8 protein-coding genes and 1 tRNA gene are annotated in these 16,665 nt (G+C 41.5%); 4 read left to right on the forward strand and 5 right to left on the reverse strand.

Features of this window, described 5'->3' with window-relative positions; all coding sequences use genetic code 11:
- Positions 1 to 71: 71 nt before the first annotated feature.
- Positions 72 to 2,600, reverse strand: coding sequence for a nitrite reductase large subunit NirB (nirB, locus tag ACRRSQ_RS10260; RefSeq protein ID WP_440875640.1), 2,529 nt, complete (start codon positions 2,598 to 2,600; stop codon positions 72 to 74).
- Positions 2,601 to 2,923: 323 nt separating this feature from the next.
- On the opposite strand from nirB, the gene ACRRSQ_RS10265 reads away from it, so the two are divergent.
- A tRNA-Arg gene (locus tag ACRRSQ_RS10265) sits at positions 2,924 to 3,000 on the forward strand.
- Positions 3,001 to 3,055: 55 nt separating this feature from the next.
- Here ACRRSQ_RS10265 and ACRRSQ_RS10270 read toward each other — a convergent pair.
- From ACRRSQ_RS10270 to ACRRSQ_RS10285, 4 genes are all read right to left on the reverse strand, one after another.
- Positions 3,056 to 4,216: an aldose epimerase family protein gene (locus ACRRSQ_RS10270; RefSeq protein ID WP_440875641.1), complete on the reverse strand. Its 1,161-nt coding sequence runs from the start codon at positions 4,214 to 4,216 to the stop codon at positions 3,056 to 3,058.
- Between the two features lie 61 nt (positions 4,217 to 4,277).
- Positions 4,278 to 5,825 carry a sulfatase family protein gene (locus ACRRSQ_RS10275; RefSeq protein ID WP_440875642.1) on the reverse strand — a complete coding sequence of 516 codons (1,548 nt, stop codon included), beginning with the start codon at positions 5,823 to 5,825 and terminating at the stop codon, positions 4,278 to 4,280.
- Between the two features lie 192 nt (positions 5,826 to 6,017).
- Positions 6,018 to 7,814, reverse strand: coding sequence for a hypothetical protein (locus tag ACRRSQ_RS10280; RefSeq protein WP_440875643.1), 1,797 nt, complete (start codon positions 7,812 to 7,814; stop codon positions 6,018 to 6,020).
- A gap of 63 nt (positions 7,815 to 7,877) precedes the next feature.
- Positions 7,878 to 11,585, reverse strand: coding sequence for a TonB-dependent receptor (locus tag ACRRSQ_RS10285; protein ID WP_440875644.1), 3,708 nt, complete (start codon positions 11,583 to 11,585; stop codon positions 7,878 to 7,880).
- A 408-nt stretch (positions 11,586 to 11,993) separates the two neighbouring features.
- Between ACRRSQ_RS10285 and ACRRSQ_RS10290 the strand changes: the two genes are divergently transcribed.
- From ACRRSQ_RS10290 to ACRRSQ_RS10300, 3 genes are read left to right on the forward strand one after another with little or no spacing between them, the layout of a single operon-like run.
- Positions 11,994 to 13,394, forward strand: a complete 1,401-nt coding sequence (locus tag ACRRSQ_RS10290) for a sulfatase-like hydrolase/transferase (protein ID WP_440875645.1) — start codon at positions 11,994 to 11,996, stop codon at positions 13,392 to 13,394.
- A gap of 2 nt (positions 13,395 to 13,396) precedes the next feature.
- A complete protein-coding gene (locus ACRRSQ_RS10295; RefSeq protein ID WP_440875646.1) occupies positions 13,397 to 14,989 on the forward strand; it encodes a sulfatase family protein in 1,593 nt (530 codons plus the stop codon).
- 1 nt (position 14,990) lies between these two features.
- The gene (locus tag ACRRSQ_RS10300; RefSeq protein ID WP_440875647.1) at positions 14,991 to 16,604 is read left to right on the forward strand and encodes a sulfatase family protein; all 1,614 of its coding nucleotides are present in this window, start codon (positions 14,991 to 14,993) and stop codon (positions 16,602 to 16,604) included.
- Positions 16,605 to 16,665 lie beyond the last annotated feature (61 nt).

Here is a 16,665-nt window from a genome sequence, read left to right on the forward strand (position 1 = left end):
TTTTTTCTTTCAAATCTGGTTCATTAAAAACGGGACAAGTTAAAGCTAAATTTAACTTGTGTTAGTTCAATTTAGCTAACTTCAACTATTTCAATGTTTTTGCTCGCAGGGCGAATTTGGTCACGCTCACGTTCAAACTTAACATTGTTATCGGCTTCATCACTGTTAATGAAGTGACTAAAGCGTTTCACTTTTTCGCTGTCTTCAATGGTTGATTTCCATTCACACTGGTAAGTATCAACAATGTGTTGCATATCTTTTTCTAATTCAGCGCAAACACCTAGTTTATCTTCGATAATGACCGACTTAAGGTAATCTAAACCGCCTTCCATGTTGTCCATCCAAACCGAAGTACGTTGTAAACGATCACCGGTGCGCACATAGAACATGAAGAAACGGTCGATGTATTTCAGCAAAGTTTCATCGTCTAAATCAGAGGCGAATAAGTCGGCATGGCGTGGCTTCATACCGCCGTTACCACATACATACATGTTCCAACCGTTTTCGGTGGCAATAACACCCACATCTTTACTTTGCGCTTCAGCACATTCACGCGTACAACCTGAAACGGCCATTTTTAATTTATGCGGCGAGCGTAAACCTTTGTAGCGATTTTCAAGGATCAGCGACATGCCCATTGAGTCTTGTACGCCGTAACGACACCAAGTAGAGCCCACACATGATTTAACGGTACGTAGTGATTTACCGTATGCGTGACCTGTTTCAAAGCCAGCATCAATCAATTGCTTCCAAATGGCAGGTAACTGCTCTGAACGTGCGCCGAACAAATCGATACGTTGACCACCAGTAATTTTGGTGTAAAGGTCGTATTCTTTAGCAACTTCACCTAATACGATAAGTTTTTCAGGGGTGATTTCACCACCAGCAACACGAGGTACAACAGAGTAAGTTCCGTCTTTTTGCATGTTACCCATGAAGTAATCGTTGGTATCTTGCAGCGATTGTAAATTGTCTTTTAAGATGTAATCGTTCCAACAAGTTGCAAGTAACGAGCCCACGGTTGGTTTACAAATATCACAACCTAAACCTTTACCGTGTTTAACAATAAGCTCGTCAAAGCTTCGGATGTTTTCAACACGAATAATGTTGAATAAGTCTTGTCTGGTATAAGCGAAATGCTCACAAAGATCGGTATTAACTTCTACGCCAAGTTTTTCTAATTCACTATTTAGTACTTGTGTAACTAACGCTGCACAACCACCACAACCTGTCGCGGCTTTGGTCGTGTCTTTAATCTCGCTCATACAGGTTGCGCCATCAGCAACTGCGCTAACAATATCGCCTTTAGATACATTTAAACAAGAACAAAGCTGGGCGGTATCAGGAAGTGCATCAACCCCAAGGCCTGTCGCTTCACCGTCGGTATGCGGTAAAATCATGCCTTCTGGCTCAGCCGGTAATTCCATTTTATTAAGCATGTATTGTAAAAGCGTGCCGTATTCAGCCGCATCACCTATTAATACCGCACCTAATAAATATTTATCGTCTTCACTAACAACTAATTTTTTATAAACTTCTTCACGCTCATTCACGTAAGTATAACTGCGACAACCTGGGGTATTACCGTGCGCATCACCAATTGAGGCAACATCTACGCCCATCAGTTTTAATTTGGTGCTCATATCTGCGCCAGCAAATTCACTACCACCGGTGGTGGTTAAGTGATCACATGCTGCTTGCGCCATGGCATTACCTGGGGCAATTAAACCAAAAATTTTGTTATCCCAAAGGGCAACTTCACCAATAGCATAAATATCTTCGTCTGAGGTTTGACAGTTATTGTTAATGACTACGCCGCCACGTTCACCCATAGCAAGTTCTGAACTTTTTGCTAATTCATCTCTTGGGCGAATACCAGCAGAGAAAACAATCATATCAATTTCAAGTTCTTCACCGTCAGCAAAACACATTTTGTGAACAGCGCCTTCGCCATCAATAATTTGCTGGGTATTTTTTTGGGTATGAACAGCAACGCCTAAATCTTCAATTTTATTGCGCAGCATTTTTCCGCCGCCATCATCTACTTGAACCGCCATTAAGCGCGGCGCAAATTCAACCACGTGAGTTTGCACACCTAAATCTTTTAATGCTTTTGCTGCTTCTAAACCTAATAAACCACCACCGATAACAGCACCTGATTTAGCTTTTTCTGACGCGGCGGTCATGGCTTCTAAATCTTCAATGGTGCGATAAACAAAAACGTTATCACGATCATGTCCTGATACTGGCGGTACAAACGGATAAGAACCGGTTGCTAGAATAATTTTATCGTAAGCAACTTCAACACCCTTTTCAGAAGTTACTGTTTTTTTACTACGGTCAATCGCTACCACTTTATCGTGGGTATGAAGTACAAAGCCATTTTCTTCATAAAAGCCAGGTTTGACCATGTTGATATCTTCTGCATCGCGATTTTCAAACCATGCCGTTAAATGTACACGGTCGTATGCAGGTCTAGGCTCTTCGCCAAACACGACTACGTTATAGTTGTCAGCTTTGCCACTTGCTACTAAAAACTCTAAAAAGTTATGGCCTACAGGGCCATTTCCAATGACAACGATATTACTTACTGTGCTCATGCGATTTCCTGATACTTTGCTAAATAGGGATAGACGACAAGGTAACTGCAACCCATGTACCAAGTAGGGATATTATTTTAACCATATGTTAGATAAGGGATTTTTAATTATTCAACTAATTAAAAACAAAGAAAGTTGCATTATTGTAGTGCGCATTGTTTGAAATTGGTGCACATATTTCGGCCAGATTTTCGACTAAATGGCTTGAAGATGCACCGCGATAATAAGCACCTTATGGTGAAAACCATAACGACAAATTTATAAGAAAAAAGCGAGGTAATTGACGAAGATAAGTGTAACAAGTAAATTATTATTTAAATGATGCTCCGGTAGCTCAGCTGGATAGAGCAACCGCCTCCTAAGCGGTAGGTCACAGGTTCGACTCCTGTTCGGAGCGCCAATTACCTATTGGCGCATACTCGCTTCTCTTTTAAATTATCAATCGCGACGACAAACTAGCGCTTGATGGTGAAGTCAAAAATAGTGGTTGATAAATATTCTTGATTGGGTTTTAGCAAATAAGTGGGAAATGTAGACATGGCAGGCGCATTGGGTAACTGACCAGTTTCAATGCAAATTCCTTGGTATTTTTGATATGCAACGCCCCTTTTGCCAATCACTGTTTCATTTAAATAATTAGCACTGTAAATTTGTGCGCCGCTTTCTGTCGAACTGATCGTTAACTTCCGCCCAGAGTTTGCTTCAAATAATTGTGCAATGTTAGTCAATTCACCTCGCGATTTTTGTACGACATAGTAGTGATCATAGCCTTTACCAATCGTTAATTGAGGGTGTGTTTTAGCAAGGTTGCTAGCTATTTTTGTTGGCTGGGAAAAGTCAAACGCCGTAGTATTTACCGGTATAAAATTTCCGGTTGGAATCGACTGATTATCCAGTTCAACAATTTCTTGACTGTAAATGGTTAACTCATGATCAAGCACTTGCTTATTATCTTGACCCGATAAATTAAAATAACTGTGCTGGGTTGGATTAAAAATGGTGACTTTATTAGTGTTAGCGCGGTATTGAATTTCAAGCTTGCCACCTGCCCTAACAATATAACTTACCTTTACCTTTAATTGGCCCGGATATCCAGCTGCCCCATCTGGGCTAGTATAGGTATAATGGATTTTGGCTGCAGTTTGGCTGACTTCAGTTTCTGCTTGCCAATACACTTTATCAAAGCCTTTTGAACCGCCATGCAGTTGATGCGGCGGACGATTTTGTTCTAATTGAAATAGCTGCTGACCAATTTTGGCTTTACCTTGCGCTATTCGATTGGCATAACGACCAACGAGCGCGCCAAAGTAACGGTTTTTATGTTCATAGTCGGTAAGCGTGTCGTAACCTAAAACAACATCAGCGTAAATGCCGTTTTTATCTGGTACTTCAAGATGAGTAATTATGCCACCATAGTTAATGGTTTTCAGCGTAATGCCATGGGCGGTTAACGTATACTGATCAACTTGTTCGCCGGTTGATAACTGTCCGTATTCACGTACCGTTATTTTAGGAGTGGTTTTTGATTGATAATGACTTTCCACTTGTGCTGATACGTTGGCAACCAAAACTAGCGGTAAAACCAACAACATAATTGAACAATTGATTAAAGACATAGTAGACTTTTTACTGATTGAATTTGCCTACCTATATTTGACAGGTAGGCAACTTAAGGTTTTATTTTGCTTTAATTTCGTCAAGCGCTGCTTGTAAGCGCGCGACAACGTCGGGGTGTTCGTTAGCAACATTAACACGTTCTTTTTGATCGTTTTCAAGATCAAAAAGCTGTGCTGTTGTCATTAAACCATTTTCGATTGCTGTTTTATTCGCTAACCAGTCTGGCGTTGTACCGTTAAACGGTTCTACATATTTCCATTTACCACTGCGTAACGATAACGTGAACGACTCTTCCAACATTTGATCTCGGCCATCAGCCTGACTGTCTAATAATGCTGGTAATAAGTTTTCACTGTCTTTAGCTTCACCTTGGGCTAATTCAGCGCCCACTAATTCAGCCAATGAGCGATAAAAATCAATATGGCTGATCAGCGCATCGCTATCACCTTTATTTGTCATACCATTAGGGTAAGTAACGATCATTGGCACACGTGTTCCGGCTTCATAAGCACTGTACTTGCCACCTCGGAAACCACCGGCAGGATCGTGCGAGCCTTTTAACTCTTCCGCTTGGTCAGCATAACCATCGTCCATCACTGGCCCGTTATCGCTTGAAAATAAAATAATAGTGTTGTCGTACACACCTTGTTTTTTCAACTCAGCAACGATTTGTCCTGTCATCCAATCCATTTGTAAAATAGCGTCGCCTCGTGGTCCCATGCCTGACTTCCCGGCAAACATTTCATTTGGTACGCGAGGTACATGAATGTCATGGAATGGAAAGAACAACATGAAAGGTTGGTCTTTATTGTCTTGAATAAATGTTTTAGCTTTATCCGTAAATACAAAAGGAAAATCTTCATCTTTCCATTCTGCCGCTTTACCACCAGCCATATAACCAATACGCGAAATGCCATTTACGATAGTAGCGCTATGTTGTAAATCAGCACCTTGTTTTAATAGTTCAGGGCTTTCAGTGCCTATTGGGCGATCACCAATTGGTTTTGTATAATCAACCGTAATAGGATCGTTTGGATCTAAATTAACCACATGATGATTTTCTAAATATACCGTAGGAACACGGTCACCCGTTGCCGGCAATAAAAAGCTGTAATCAAAACCCAGTTCAATTGGCCCTGGTTTTACTGCTTTATTCCAATCAACAAAACCGTCACCTAAGCCCAAATGCCACTTACCCACTACCGCAGTTTTATAACCGGCCTGTTGAAGCATTTTTGGCAATGTCGGTTTGGTGTGGTCAATAATTAACGGCGCATCACCAGGTAAAATAGCGGCGTTATTTCGAAAGGCCCATTGTCCAGTTAACATAGAGTAACGTGATGGTGTGCAAGTTGCCGCTGAGCTGTGCGCATCGGTATAACGAATACCGTCTTTTGCTAAGGCGTCAATATTAGGCGTTGTAGTTGCGGTCATGCCATAACTACTAACATCACCGTAACCAAGATCATCCACATAAAAAATGACAATATTAGGTTGGTTAGGTTCTGTTAACTCAACAACTGTTTCCTCAGGCACACCACAAGCACTTAAGCTTAGAGCTGTGGCCACAGGTACTGCACACTTTAACCAGGACAAATTAAACTTCATAAATATTACTCTTTAAAAAATTAAGGGATTTTTGTCTTATTTTGACGATAAAGACTTAAACGTATAGATAAAATATAGATATAACTTATTTATCATAATTATCACACCTATTTACTTTAAATAATATGAAAAAACCAGCCTTAAAACGATTAAGGCCGGTTGGATTAAAACCAATACTTATTAATATAGGGGTTACTCAGTAATTGGTGTAATCGAAAAGTCATCAATAACGATATCTATTGGGTTTCCTTCGCCACTTGTTTGACTAGGAGTAAGAATAATTTCCCACTTAGGCCCTCGCTGGGTGCTAGGTGTTCCTGCAGAGGCATCAACATCAAACTCGATTAACGTCCAGCTTGAGTTAGCACCTAATTCAACTGTTGGCGAAGTTTTTAATGAGCTTTCATCAAATTCACCTGCACTTGGTATTACTAACTTGGTGTTGTTGCTATTAATAAAAGAGGTATCAATAGAAACAGCATGCTGAGTATTATTTTTTACCCAGTAAGAGACTTTAAATATGCCACCAGCAACCATTGGGTAAGCAAGATGACGCGTATTATTTTTGTGATAACTAAAAATTGCACTGCGATCGCTACCATCAGCGGTAACATTTAACCCGGCACTACCGTCTTTACCAATGCCCGCAACGACTTGATACGCGGTTGTAGCATCTGCGGTTGCATTATCGCCTTGACCATTTTGAATGAAAGTCGCCACGCCCCAACCATCACGAGAGTTACCACCACCATTCCAGTAAATTTTGTAATCTTCGTTTAAACTATTTTCCACACCTGAGGTTGACGCGATATAAGTACATAGCACGTTTTCGCTCACCACGACATCAGCAGAAATACTTTCACCTGCAAAGCCTTCTAAGGTCACTTGTGCGATATCGGCATGTGATGATAGCGTTGAGAAGTCTAACGCATTAGGTAATAAACGCCCTACTTGACTTGCTCCTGAATTATCAGCAAAACCTTCAATAGCAAAGTTACCATTGGTTGACGTTACGCTATAAACAAAGTTGCCACCAAAGTCTGCCGCTGTATCAAGCTTTTCTGCAGATAACATAAACTCATAGCTGGTACATGTTGGCACGGATATAGTGTCGGCAATTTCAGTATCTGCTAAGGTTTTAAAGGCAAAACCCTGTACGTTTTGCGGCGGATTATTTACTTCAACGTCAACGGTTGCCGTTAAGGTTTCATCAGCGACAGAGGTTACCGTTAAGGTTGTGTTACCTAGCGCAATACCGGTCACCATACCGTTTTCGACAGTGGCAATAGAACTATCAGCCGTGGACCAAATAAAATCAGTGGCAAAGTCTTGTTCGGCTGCAAAAACAGGTTGCACACCTAACGGCGCCATCATCGAATTATCGACACCGACACTAAAATTAGCGATCTCAATCGCCGTTAATGGATCGTCAACAGCATTTACCGTGATCTCAAGATTTCTTAAGTTAGGGTTTGCTGCATTTTCTTCGTCAGTACAATTAGCGGGGTGCTGCAAATCGTTTGCACAGCTATATTCAAAGCCGTTATCAATCCAGTATTGATAGCGCAGTGTTATCGATTCATGGCTATTAATTAAATCAACAAACGCAGTGCGATTAAGCAATAATTGGTTGCCAGTTACTCGCACAGGCGGTTGATTTTCATTATCAAATACAACCTCGCGTGGCGTTTGCAAATTCGTTTCTATTACGGCTTCTGAAAAATGACGAATAATGACATTGGTAGCATCTATCGCTAGCGCTTGTCCGTCCATTGAAGCGCCATCAAGCAAGTTTATCGACATCACATCATCAAAACCGTCAACCACTGGCGACTCATCAACAGCAATACTTAGTACGTCGCTGTCAAAATTTAACGCGCTATCGCTTGAAACAGAATAGTCTGCGCCTTCTTGGTCACTGCCACAACCGCTTAGGGCTAATGAGGCAATTGATAAAAATAGGGCTTTTGTTAGTAAGTTAGTTTTCATCTCACATCTCCAAGTGAGTACCTGTTCTTTGAACAGGTACTTTATATATACTGATAAGGGGGATTAAAAAGTGCCGCGAATGCCAATACGGTATTGACGTCCGGTTTTGTATTCACTTATTACACGGCTTGTACTGCCTTCTCCGTCCATTGCATTACCTTCGTCAAACACAATCGGTGTGCCATCGGCGGCAAGCCCCATTACCGTTCGAGTACTGGTATAGAAAGTACGGCTAGTATCATCAGTAATATTTAACGCTTGGAACGTTACTGAAATGTTCTTAGTAATATCATAAGAGCCACTTAAGTCTAGGCGATTGGTGGCATCTAACCACGATGCGCCACTGGCTAAACCACGATTAACCAATTGGGTTGAGTTATAGCGATTAGCTAAACGAAGCATGGCGCCATCTTTTTCCCAAAATAGAGTTACGTTGGCAGAATGCTCAGGCGTATAAGGTTGTGGCAGAGGTTGAATTTCTTGACCTGTGGTTGCAGAAATTTCAGCATCTGACTCTGAATCAGCATAGGTGTAGTTAATACTCGCCCCTAGCCCAGAAAGAAAGCCCGGTAAAAAGTCATAGTTTTGCGAATATGTTAGCTCAATACCTTGCGTTACTGCGCCTTTACCATTTCTGACCACATCAATATTTAGTGCGTGACATCCTAACGTTAATGGGTTCTGTAGTTGCTTATGCATCATACGATCAGGCATACAGTCAGAGTTCTGTGGGGTTTCTTGCCACTCGGCTAAGCCTGTTTCACTGTTCACAACAGGATTACCTTCACTATCTAGGGCTTGAGTCGGCACCGTTAAGATATCATCAAGTGAACTGACGCCGTCCATGTCATAATTGTTACGCAGGTCTTTCCACAAATACACTTCACTGACGGTTTCTTCAAAGTTTGTCATGTCTTTATGAAACAGCGCCATCGACAACATGCCCGACTCATTAAAGTACCACTCTAATGAAATATCTAAGTTTTCAGACTCAAGCGGCTTTAACGCCACGTTATTCACTTTACCGCCACCGCGAATTTCCCAAGCACTTTCGTTAATAGAGCCCGCCGGCGTAGTTGAGTCAAATTTAGGTCTAGCCATCGTTTTAGTGGCAGAGAAACGGCCAATAAAATTATCTGTGAAACGATAGTTTAGGTTTAAGCTGGGTAACCACACTTCATTATCAGCTTCATCAGCAACAAATACCGTACGTAACCGAGCAATATTGCCTAGTTGTTCACCTTCATTAACTAATTCACCCTCAGCATTGTTGACGGTTTTATCATTAGTACTTCTGTCAGCTAGTGCCTTAATTTCACCTACGTTACTAAAACGACCATTATTACCGTTAGGGTTACCTTCGTTTCGAACAACCACTAAATTACCGTTTTCATCAACTACCTGTAAAATATAGTCTTCGTTGTTAGGATCTCGGTCGGCATCAGATAAATGCTCGCCTGGGCCAACAAGCTCAGTGTCACTTTGTTTTTGATTAAAGTTATGTGTTAGCTGATATAACGAACATGAACCTGGTGCTTGAATATTGGTTGGGTAGCTGTTTTTATCGTCACCGCCACCTGGGTTTTCAAGCCAAACTGGCCCATCACATTGGGCTTTACTGGTATCAGCAAACTGTATTAAATGTTGTGGGTCGTAAGTATTTGCCCCACCTTGGAAGTTAATTTTGGTGTACGCTTCTGCATAAGTTTTGGTTTTCACATAACGTAAACCAACATTACCTGTTAAGCGGCCATCAAAATACTCAAAACTTAACTTACCGTATAACGCTTGAACATCTTGCTCTATTTTACGTGAACCTGAATTATCAATTTTCAGTTTAATGTCTTTACCACCAGCGCCACTTGAAGGTGTTACCATTTCCATGGCTTTAAAGGCATCCACGGTTGGCCAACCAGACATATACGCTTGATCACGCCCACCTAATATGCCGTCCATAAAATCGCTTACTGGGAAAGGCTGATCGTCAATAATATCGCCTAAGGTAATTGAAGTAACACCATTAATTGCAACTTCTTCACCCGCTTCGTTAAATACCGTAGAGCCATCAGAGAAGGTATCTCTTTGGGTAACAACATCTTTAACTCGGTTGGTGTATTTACCACCAAATTCAATCGCGGTTAAACCGGCATAATCAATCGACCAGTCAAAGTCTAAAAACAACGACTTGTTGGTATCACTATTGCGATTATCGTATTTAAATAAGTTTTTCGCGCGAAACAGTTGTGGATCTAAAATATTGGTTAAACTGGGCGCTTTATTTAACGTGACTTCATCGCCTGGTACCGCTTGCATCATCGACGTGGCCATTTCAATCATACACTTGCTGCCTGTACAGTCGTAACCTGCAGGCTCTAGCGTGATCACGTTTGGATCATCTGATGTTAATGGAATATCAGACATAGTGACATTACCAACACCATTTGGCGTCATCAAAATACCCACGTTGTCTTTACTTTCAGAATCGGTACTTGAATAACCGGCTAAAAAGCTTGCTTTAAAATCGTCAGTTAGCCAATGTTCAACATTTAATGTCGCAACATTGGTTTCTTGATCATAACCACCTTGGTTTCGATAATAACGACCTTTGGCATGTCGAGCATAACGTTTTTCAATGGTTTGGTTATCACGGTTTACCGTCCACCAATCATGCGTTGGGTCGGTTGGGTTATCCGCCTCTAACAAACCAAACTGCATATTGTAGTTTTGGTTATCTTCAATAATTTCTTGCTTAGTGTGGGTCAAATCTAACTGAATATCAGTTTCTGATGTTGGTGCATATTGAATGCCGGTTGAAATTGACTGACGATTACGTTCATTCAAATTCAATATCATGCTGCCATCAGACATGGTTAAGGCATGTAAATCACCAAAATTAACAATTTCATCTTCACTGTCAAAACCAGGAATTGCGACACTCGGGTCAAAATCCGGCGTATCTAAGGCAGCATCAACAATGCGAATTATTTTGCCCGTTTTAGCATCGCGCGCTTTACCGTCAGCAATTTGAGTAGAGGCTTCATGCCAACTGGCTTTAAATTCATCTTTGCGAGTATGTTGCGTTTCATCAGACGCGGTGACGATAATACCTAAGGTTTCATCAAAGAATTTATCTGACAAACTAAAACCAATTTTTCTATCGGTTTCATCAGAAAAATCGTTATACCTGCCTTGCACTTCAAAATTGCGCTTAGGTTTATTTAAATATAACGGTTTGACTGTTTTTAATACAACGTTTGCCCCTAAAGAGCCTTCGTCTTGATCAGCGGCTGCGGTTTTTTCTACAACAATTGACGAGAGAATATCTGAAGAGAACGAACTTAAATCAACACCTTGATCAGCAGCTGGATTACCGCTATTACCGCTTAAACCACTGGTTAACGCCACACCATTCATGGAGATTTGGTTTAGCGATGGCCCTGCGCCACGCACAGAAATACGAGTACCTTCACCATCAGCTTCCTGTACGGTAACACCAGTCACGCGTGACAGCGCATCAGCAATATTTTGATCGGTTGATTTACCCACATCTTCGGCATGAATAGAATCGGTAACACCATCGCCAAAGCGTTTAGAGTTAATTGACCGTTGAATACTGCCACGAATACCGGTAACAGTGATCACCTCAACTTCTTTGGCAAGTTGCTCTTGCTCTTTCTCTTTAGCAGTTTGCTCTTCAGCATAAGCTATATTCGACAAGCAAGCTGTCAATATAGCGGCTGAAACTGCCGTTAACTTAAAATTCTTCTTCATGTTCGTTCCCCATCAATTTGATGTTGTAATTCTTATTAATTGAATTGAATCGAATACCGCATTATTGCACAAAACTGCACAAAAAAAATCGATTTCAAAGACAAGAAAGGAATAACGTTCTCCCTTGCGATTGAGTAAAGACTACCCAATATCATTTACAATTTCCAACAATTTTAACTAAAACGATCTCCCTAAATGGGTTTTACCAAATACACACTCGGCGAAACACCTTTGAATACAAGGCCTGCACAAACTCATCCTACCAGTTAAAAATATTTACATAAAACTGACAAAACCGCATTAAAAAAGATAAAAAAGGAGAACGTTGCCATTTTTCTTGCAACCAGTGTTTTTCTGAAATAGTATAAATGCCATAATATGAATTCAGTCAGTGATTAAGGAAATATGATGCTGTTTAGTCAAACTATACGCACCAACCTCACCTGTTTAATTTTAGGGTTAAGTAGCCTTTCTACCGCAGCCGTTACCGCAACAGAAAAGCCTAATGTCGTCTTTTTATTAGCAGACGATTTAGGCTATGGCGAATTAGGCTCTTACGGTCAACAAACCATTAAAACCCCACAGTTAGATAACCTTGCCGCTCAAGGTATGCGTTTTACTGACTTTTACGCAGGCAATGCCGTATGTGCCCCTTCTCGCGCGGTGTTAATGACTGGAAAACACGCTGGCAATGCGACAATTCGTGGTAATAAAGGTTTTTTTCAAGAAACCAACCGCTGGGGCCGAGTGTCGTTAAAAGAAGATGAGCTCACGTTAGGCAACATGATGCAAAATGCCGGCTACCAAACTGCATTTATTGGCAAGTGGCATTTAGAAGATCCTAATAACCTTGACACATGGGCGTATGCGCGCGGCTTTGACTATGCGGTGCAAGAGCAATGGAAACGTGCCGACAGTAAAATATATTTTGATAAAACCACCCATTGGATCAATGGTGTGAATGACAAAAAGTTATACGACCACCAAAAATGGGACAATATCGACGAATTTCGCACCAACTTTGCCCTTGAATATTTAGACACCATTAAGTCAAACGAGCAGCCGTTTTTCTTATTTATGTCTTATCGCACCCCGCACCCACACGAAGAAATGCTGCGTAACAAAACCTTATTTGCTGAGCAAGACTGGGCCGAAGCAGAAAAGCATCACGCACGTAAAATTACCTTATGGGACAAACAAGTCGGCCGATTAATTGACCATTTAGACGCCATTGGCGAATTAGATAATACCTTAATTATTTTCACAAGTGACAACGGCGGCCACAGCGCCATGGGGCATGATCATAAGTTCTTTAACAGCAATGGTATTTTGCGCGGATTTAAACGCGATTTATATGAAGGCGGTATTCGCGTACCCCACTTTGCCGTTTGGGCAAATAAAATAAAGGCCGGCAGCACATCAGCACATATCGGCTCTTTTCAAGACTTTATGCCAACGTTAGCAGAAGTTGCACAAATTAACGTGCCAGAAATAACGGACGGTATTTCAATTTTACCGACCTATTTAGGCCAAGCTAACAAGCAACAACAGCACGAGTATTTATATTGGGAAGAACAACGCAATCAAAACCCTGATAAATCACTCATTCGCGCTATCCGCGAAGGTGACTGGAAAGCTGTACAAGTTGGGCTTGCCGGTGAAATGGAAATTTACAACCTTAAAGATGACGTGCGCGAAACCAATAACCTTGCCAGTCAATATCCGCAAAAAGTTGCCCGTTATAAAGAGCTATTTAACGCATCAACCTCTTATACCGAGCACTTTCCGTTTGCTCACCAAGCAAAGTAGGAATGGTGATGAAAAATAATTTTAAAACCTTAACGGCTATCACATTAGCCTGCTCACTGTTATTGGCGTGCTCTGAACAAAACAAGCGTTATGAGGATAACAACACAAACATTAGCAAAGACAATAGCAGCAAACCTAACATCGTCATTTTTTATGTCGACGATTTAGGCTGGGGCGATTTAAGTGCCTACGGGGCAAGCCAAGTGCAAACCCCGCATGTAGATCAGTTAGCCAATCAAGGCATTCGTTTTACCGATGCTCATAGCTCAGCGGCAACTTGTACGCCGTCTCGCTATTCCTTATTAACCGGTGAGCATGCGTTTCGTAAACAAGTGAAAATTTTAAAAGGTGATGCCGCCATGGTCATTTCACCTGATCAAAAAACCTTGCCAAAAATGCTCAAAAAAGTAGGTTATCAAACCGCGGTTGTGGGTAAATGGCATTTAGGTTTAGGCGATGGCAATAGCCCAATTGATTGGAATAGCGCGGTAACACCAGGGCCGTTAGATATAGGCTTTGACTATAGTTTTTTATTACCGGCAACAGGCGATCGTGTACCTGCGGTCTATTTAGAAAACCAACATGTGGTTAACCTAAGTGCTGACGACCCTTTATATGTTAGCTACCAAGAAAAAGTTGGTTCGCGACCAACCGGTTATGAAAACCCAGAGCTGCTTCGACAAGCGGCCGACAGCCAACACGATAAAACCATTATTAATGGCATTAGCCGTATTGGTTGGATGCAAGGCGGTAAAAGCGCCGAATGGGTCGATGAAGAATTTCATACCGTAACCACCGAAAAAGCGAATAACTTTATTAGTGCCAGTAAAGATCAGCCCTTTTTCTTATTCTTTTCATTTCATGATATTCATGTACCGCGTCTGCCTAATAAAATGTTTCAAGGCAAAACGGATATGGGCGTGCGTGGCGATGCCATCGTGCAAATGGACTGGATCACCGGTCAAGTAACCAATCACCTGAAAAAGCTTAACTTACTTGAAAATACCTTAATTATTTTCACCAGTGACAATGGCGCGGTATTAACCGACGGCTACGATGATCAAGCATTAACGCTAATTGGCGATCATAAAATGAATGGTCCGTATAGCGGCGGAAAATACAGTATTTTTGAAGGGGGCACCCGTGTGCCGTTTATTGCGCACTACCCCGCAAAAATAAAACCCGGCGTTAGCGACAGTTTATTTAGCCAAATTGATATTTATGCCTCGGTAGCCAAATTACTCAATATTGACCTTAGCCAAGATGAAGCCATTGACAGTGAAGACCAATTAGCGCCATTAATGAACCCTACCTTGCCAGCCAGAACTTGGTTAGCAGAAGAAACCCCGCATGCACAAGCGCTGCGCATGAATGAGTGGAAATATATTCGCCCAGTAAAACGCACGCCTGCTTTTGTCAAAGCGAAAAAGAACATTGACCCTGGCACGAGCAAACTACCGCAACTTTATAACCTTAATGATGATCCTGCTGAACTTCGCGATCTGGCCGCAGAAATGCCGGATAAGGTCACATTAATGGAGCAGCAGTTACAAGCGATAGAAAAACGTAGTCAACGTAACATGACAGGTAAATAAAATGAAATTTAATCATGCACTTAAAAATATCTGTCTGCTAAGTAGTCTATTAGTTTCAACTTATAGCATGAGCGCAACCACCAACGTTAAAAAAGCCGTTAACCTAGCGCTTGAACCTAAGTCACAAGTAGAAACTAAGCTAAGTAAAATTAATCGCGATATCAATAAGCCTAATATTATTTGGCTGGTGCTTGAAGATATCTCGCTTGATTTAGCTGTTTACGGTGAACAAAAGGTGAAAACACCAAACCTTGATCGCCTAGCAAACCAAGGCATTCGGTATAACAAAGCATTTGCTACGGCAGCCGTGTGTTCAACCTCTCGTTCGGCATTTTTCACAGGCATGCACGCAACTAGCATTGGCGCGCATCATCACCGCAGCCACATAAGCGACAATTACCAACTGCCAGCGCATGTCAAACTGATGTCTGATTACATGCGCAATGCTGGCTACGTTAACTTGTTAATGGGGCCGAAACAAAAAACAGACTTTAATTTTGACCATCAAGGGCCGGTATTCGACGCTCAAGATGGCGAGATAAAATACTCTGGCGGCGCATATACCCATGCGCCAATCGACATTAACCTACTCACCCGCCCTGCTTGGCAAAAATACCGCAGTGAATTTTCAGGCAAACCGTTTTTTGCGCAAATTAATTACAGCGAAACACACCGCACTTTTATTTCTGATAAGCAAAACCCTGTAGATCCCGCCACAGTAAATTTACCTAGCTATTACGCTGATCACGACATTACCCGTCGCGATTGGGCATTGTATTTAGAAACCGTGCAAACCGTTGACCAAAAAGTTGGCAAATTAATGGCTGACTTAGCGCACGCTGGCGCCTTAGAAAATACCATTATTTTTATTTTTGGTGATCACGGCCGGGCAATGCTTCGCGACAAGCAATGGTTATACGATGGCGGCATCGAAGTGCCGTTAATTGTCTGGGGGCAAGGTATAGCCAAAGGCAAAGTGAGCGATCAGTTAATCAGCCTGATAGATATTATGCCCACCAGTATGAACTTAGCAGGCATTGCTGTGCCAGATTATATTGAAGGAAAAGTATTCTTAGGTAAAAACAGTGAAAGCAGAGACTATATTTACGCGCATAAAGATCGCTGTGATGAAACCGACGACCGCGTGCGAGCAGTGCGCGATCAACAATTTAAATACATCAGAAATTTCTGGCCAGAAAAACCTTATACCGACTTTAATACCTATAAAAAACTGCAATATCCAGTATTTACTTTAATGCACAAACTACATCAGCAAGGTAAATTAACGCCTGAACAAGCATCCTTTTATGCTAACACTCGCCCAGCGGAAGAGCTTTACGACACAGTGAACGATCCTGATGAAGTACACAACTTAGCGACCAATGCACAATATAAGAATGTGCTCACTAAAATGCGTCAACAATTAGCGCATTGGCAAAAAAGTACTGGCGATCAAGGCATGTTGCCCGAAGATGAAAAGGTAAAAAACGACTGGGATAATTTTTATCAGCAACATTATCAAAAACAAATGGCCAGTCGAGGCTTATCACCACAAGTTGACGACGATACGTATCTCGCTTGGTGGCATACCTTTTTGCTCAACTTAGGTAAATAACCTCCCTTCCTCCTCAATAAGCCTTGAATGAAAATTCAGGGCTTTATGATAAATAAGAGAA

It is taken from the genome of Thalassotalea sp. PLHSN55 (assembly GCF_052030545.1).
In the GTDB taxonomy this organism is placed as follows: Bacteria; Pseudomonadota; Gammaproteobacteria; order Enterobacterales; family Alteromonadaceae; genus CANMXU01.

Excerpts from the sequence above, each read along its gene's own strand:
- nirB (WP_440875640.1), bottom strand. The coding sequence starts at position 2,600 with ATGAGCACAGTAAGTAATATCGTTGTCATTGGAAATGGCCCTGTAGGC.
- ACRRSQ_RS10270 (WP_440875641.1), bottom strand. The coding sequence starts at position 4,216 with ATGTCTTTAATCAATTGTTCAATTATGTTGTTGGTTTTACCGCTAGTT.
- ACRRSQ_RS10275 (WP_440875642.1), bottom strand. The coding sequence starts at position 5,825 with ATGAAGTTTAATTTGTCCTGGTTAAAGTGTGCAGTACCTGTGGCCACA.
- ACRRSQ_RS10280 (WP_440875643.1), bottom strand. The coding sequence starts at position 7,814 with ATGAAAACTAACTTACTAACAAAAGCCCTATTTTTATCAATTGCCTCA.
- ACRRSQ_RS10285 (WP_440875644.1), bottom strand. The coding sequence starts at position 11,585 with ATGAAGAAGAATTTTAAGTTAACGGCAGTTTCAGCCGCTATATTGACA.
- ACRRSQ_RS10290 (WP_440875645.1), top strand. The coding sequence starts at position 11,994 with ATGCTGTTTAGTCAAACTATACGCACCAACCTCACCTGTTTAATTTTA.
- ACRRSQ_RS10295 (WP_440875646.1), top strand. The coding sequence starts at position 13,397 with ATGGTGATGAAAAATAATTTTAAAACCTTAACGGCTATCACATTAGCC.
- ACRRSQ_RS10300 (WP_440875647.1), top strand. The coding sequence starts at position 14,991 with ATGAAATTTAATCATGCACTTAAAAATATCTGTCTGCTAAGTAGTCTA.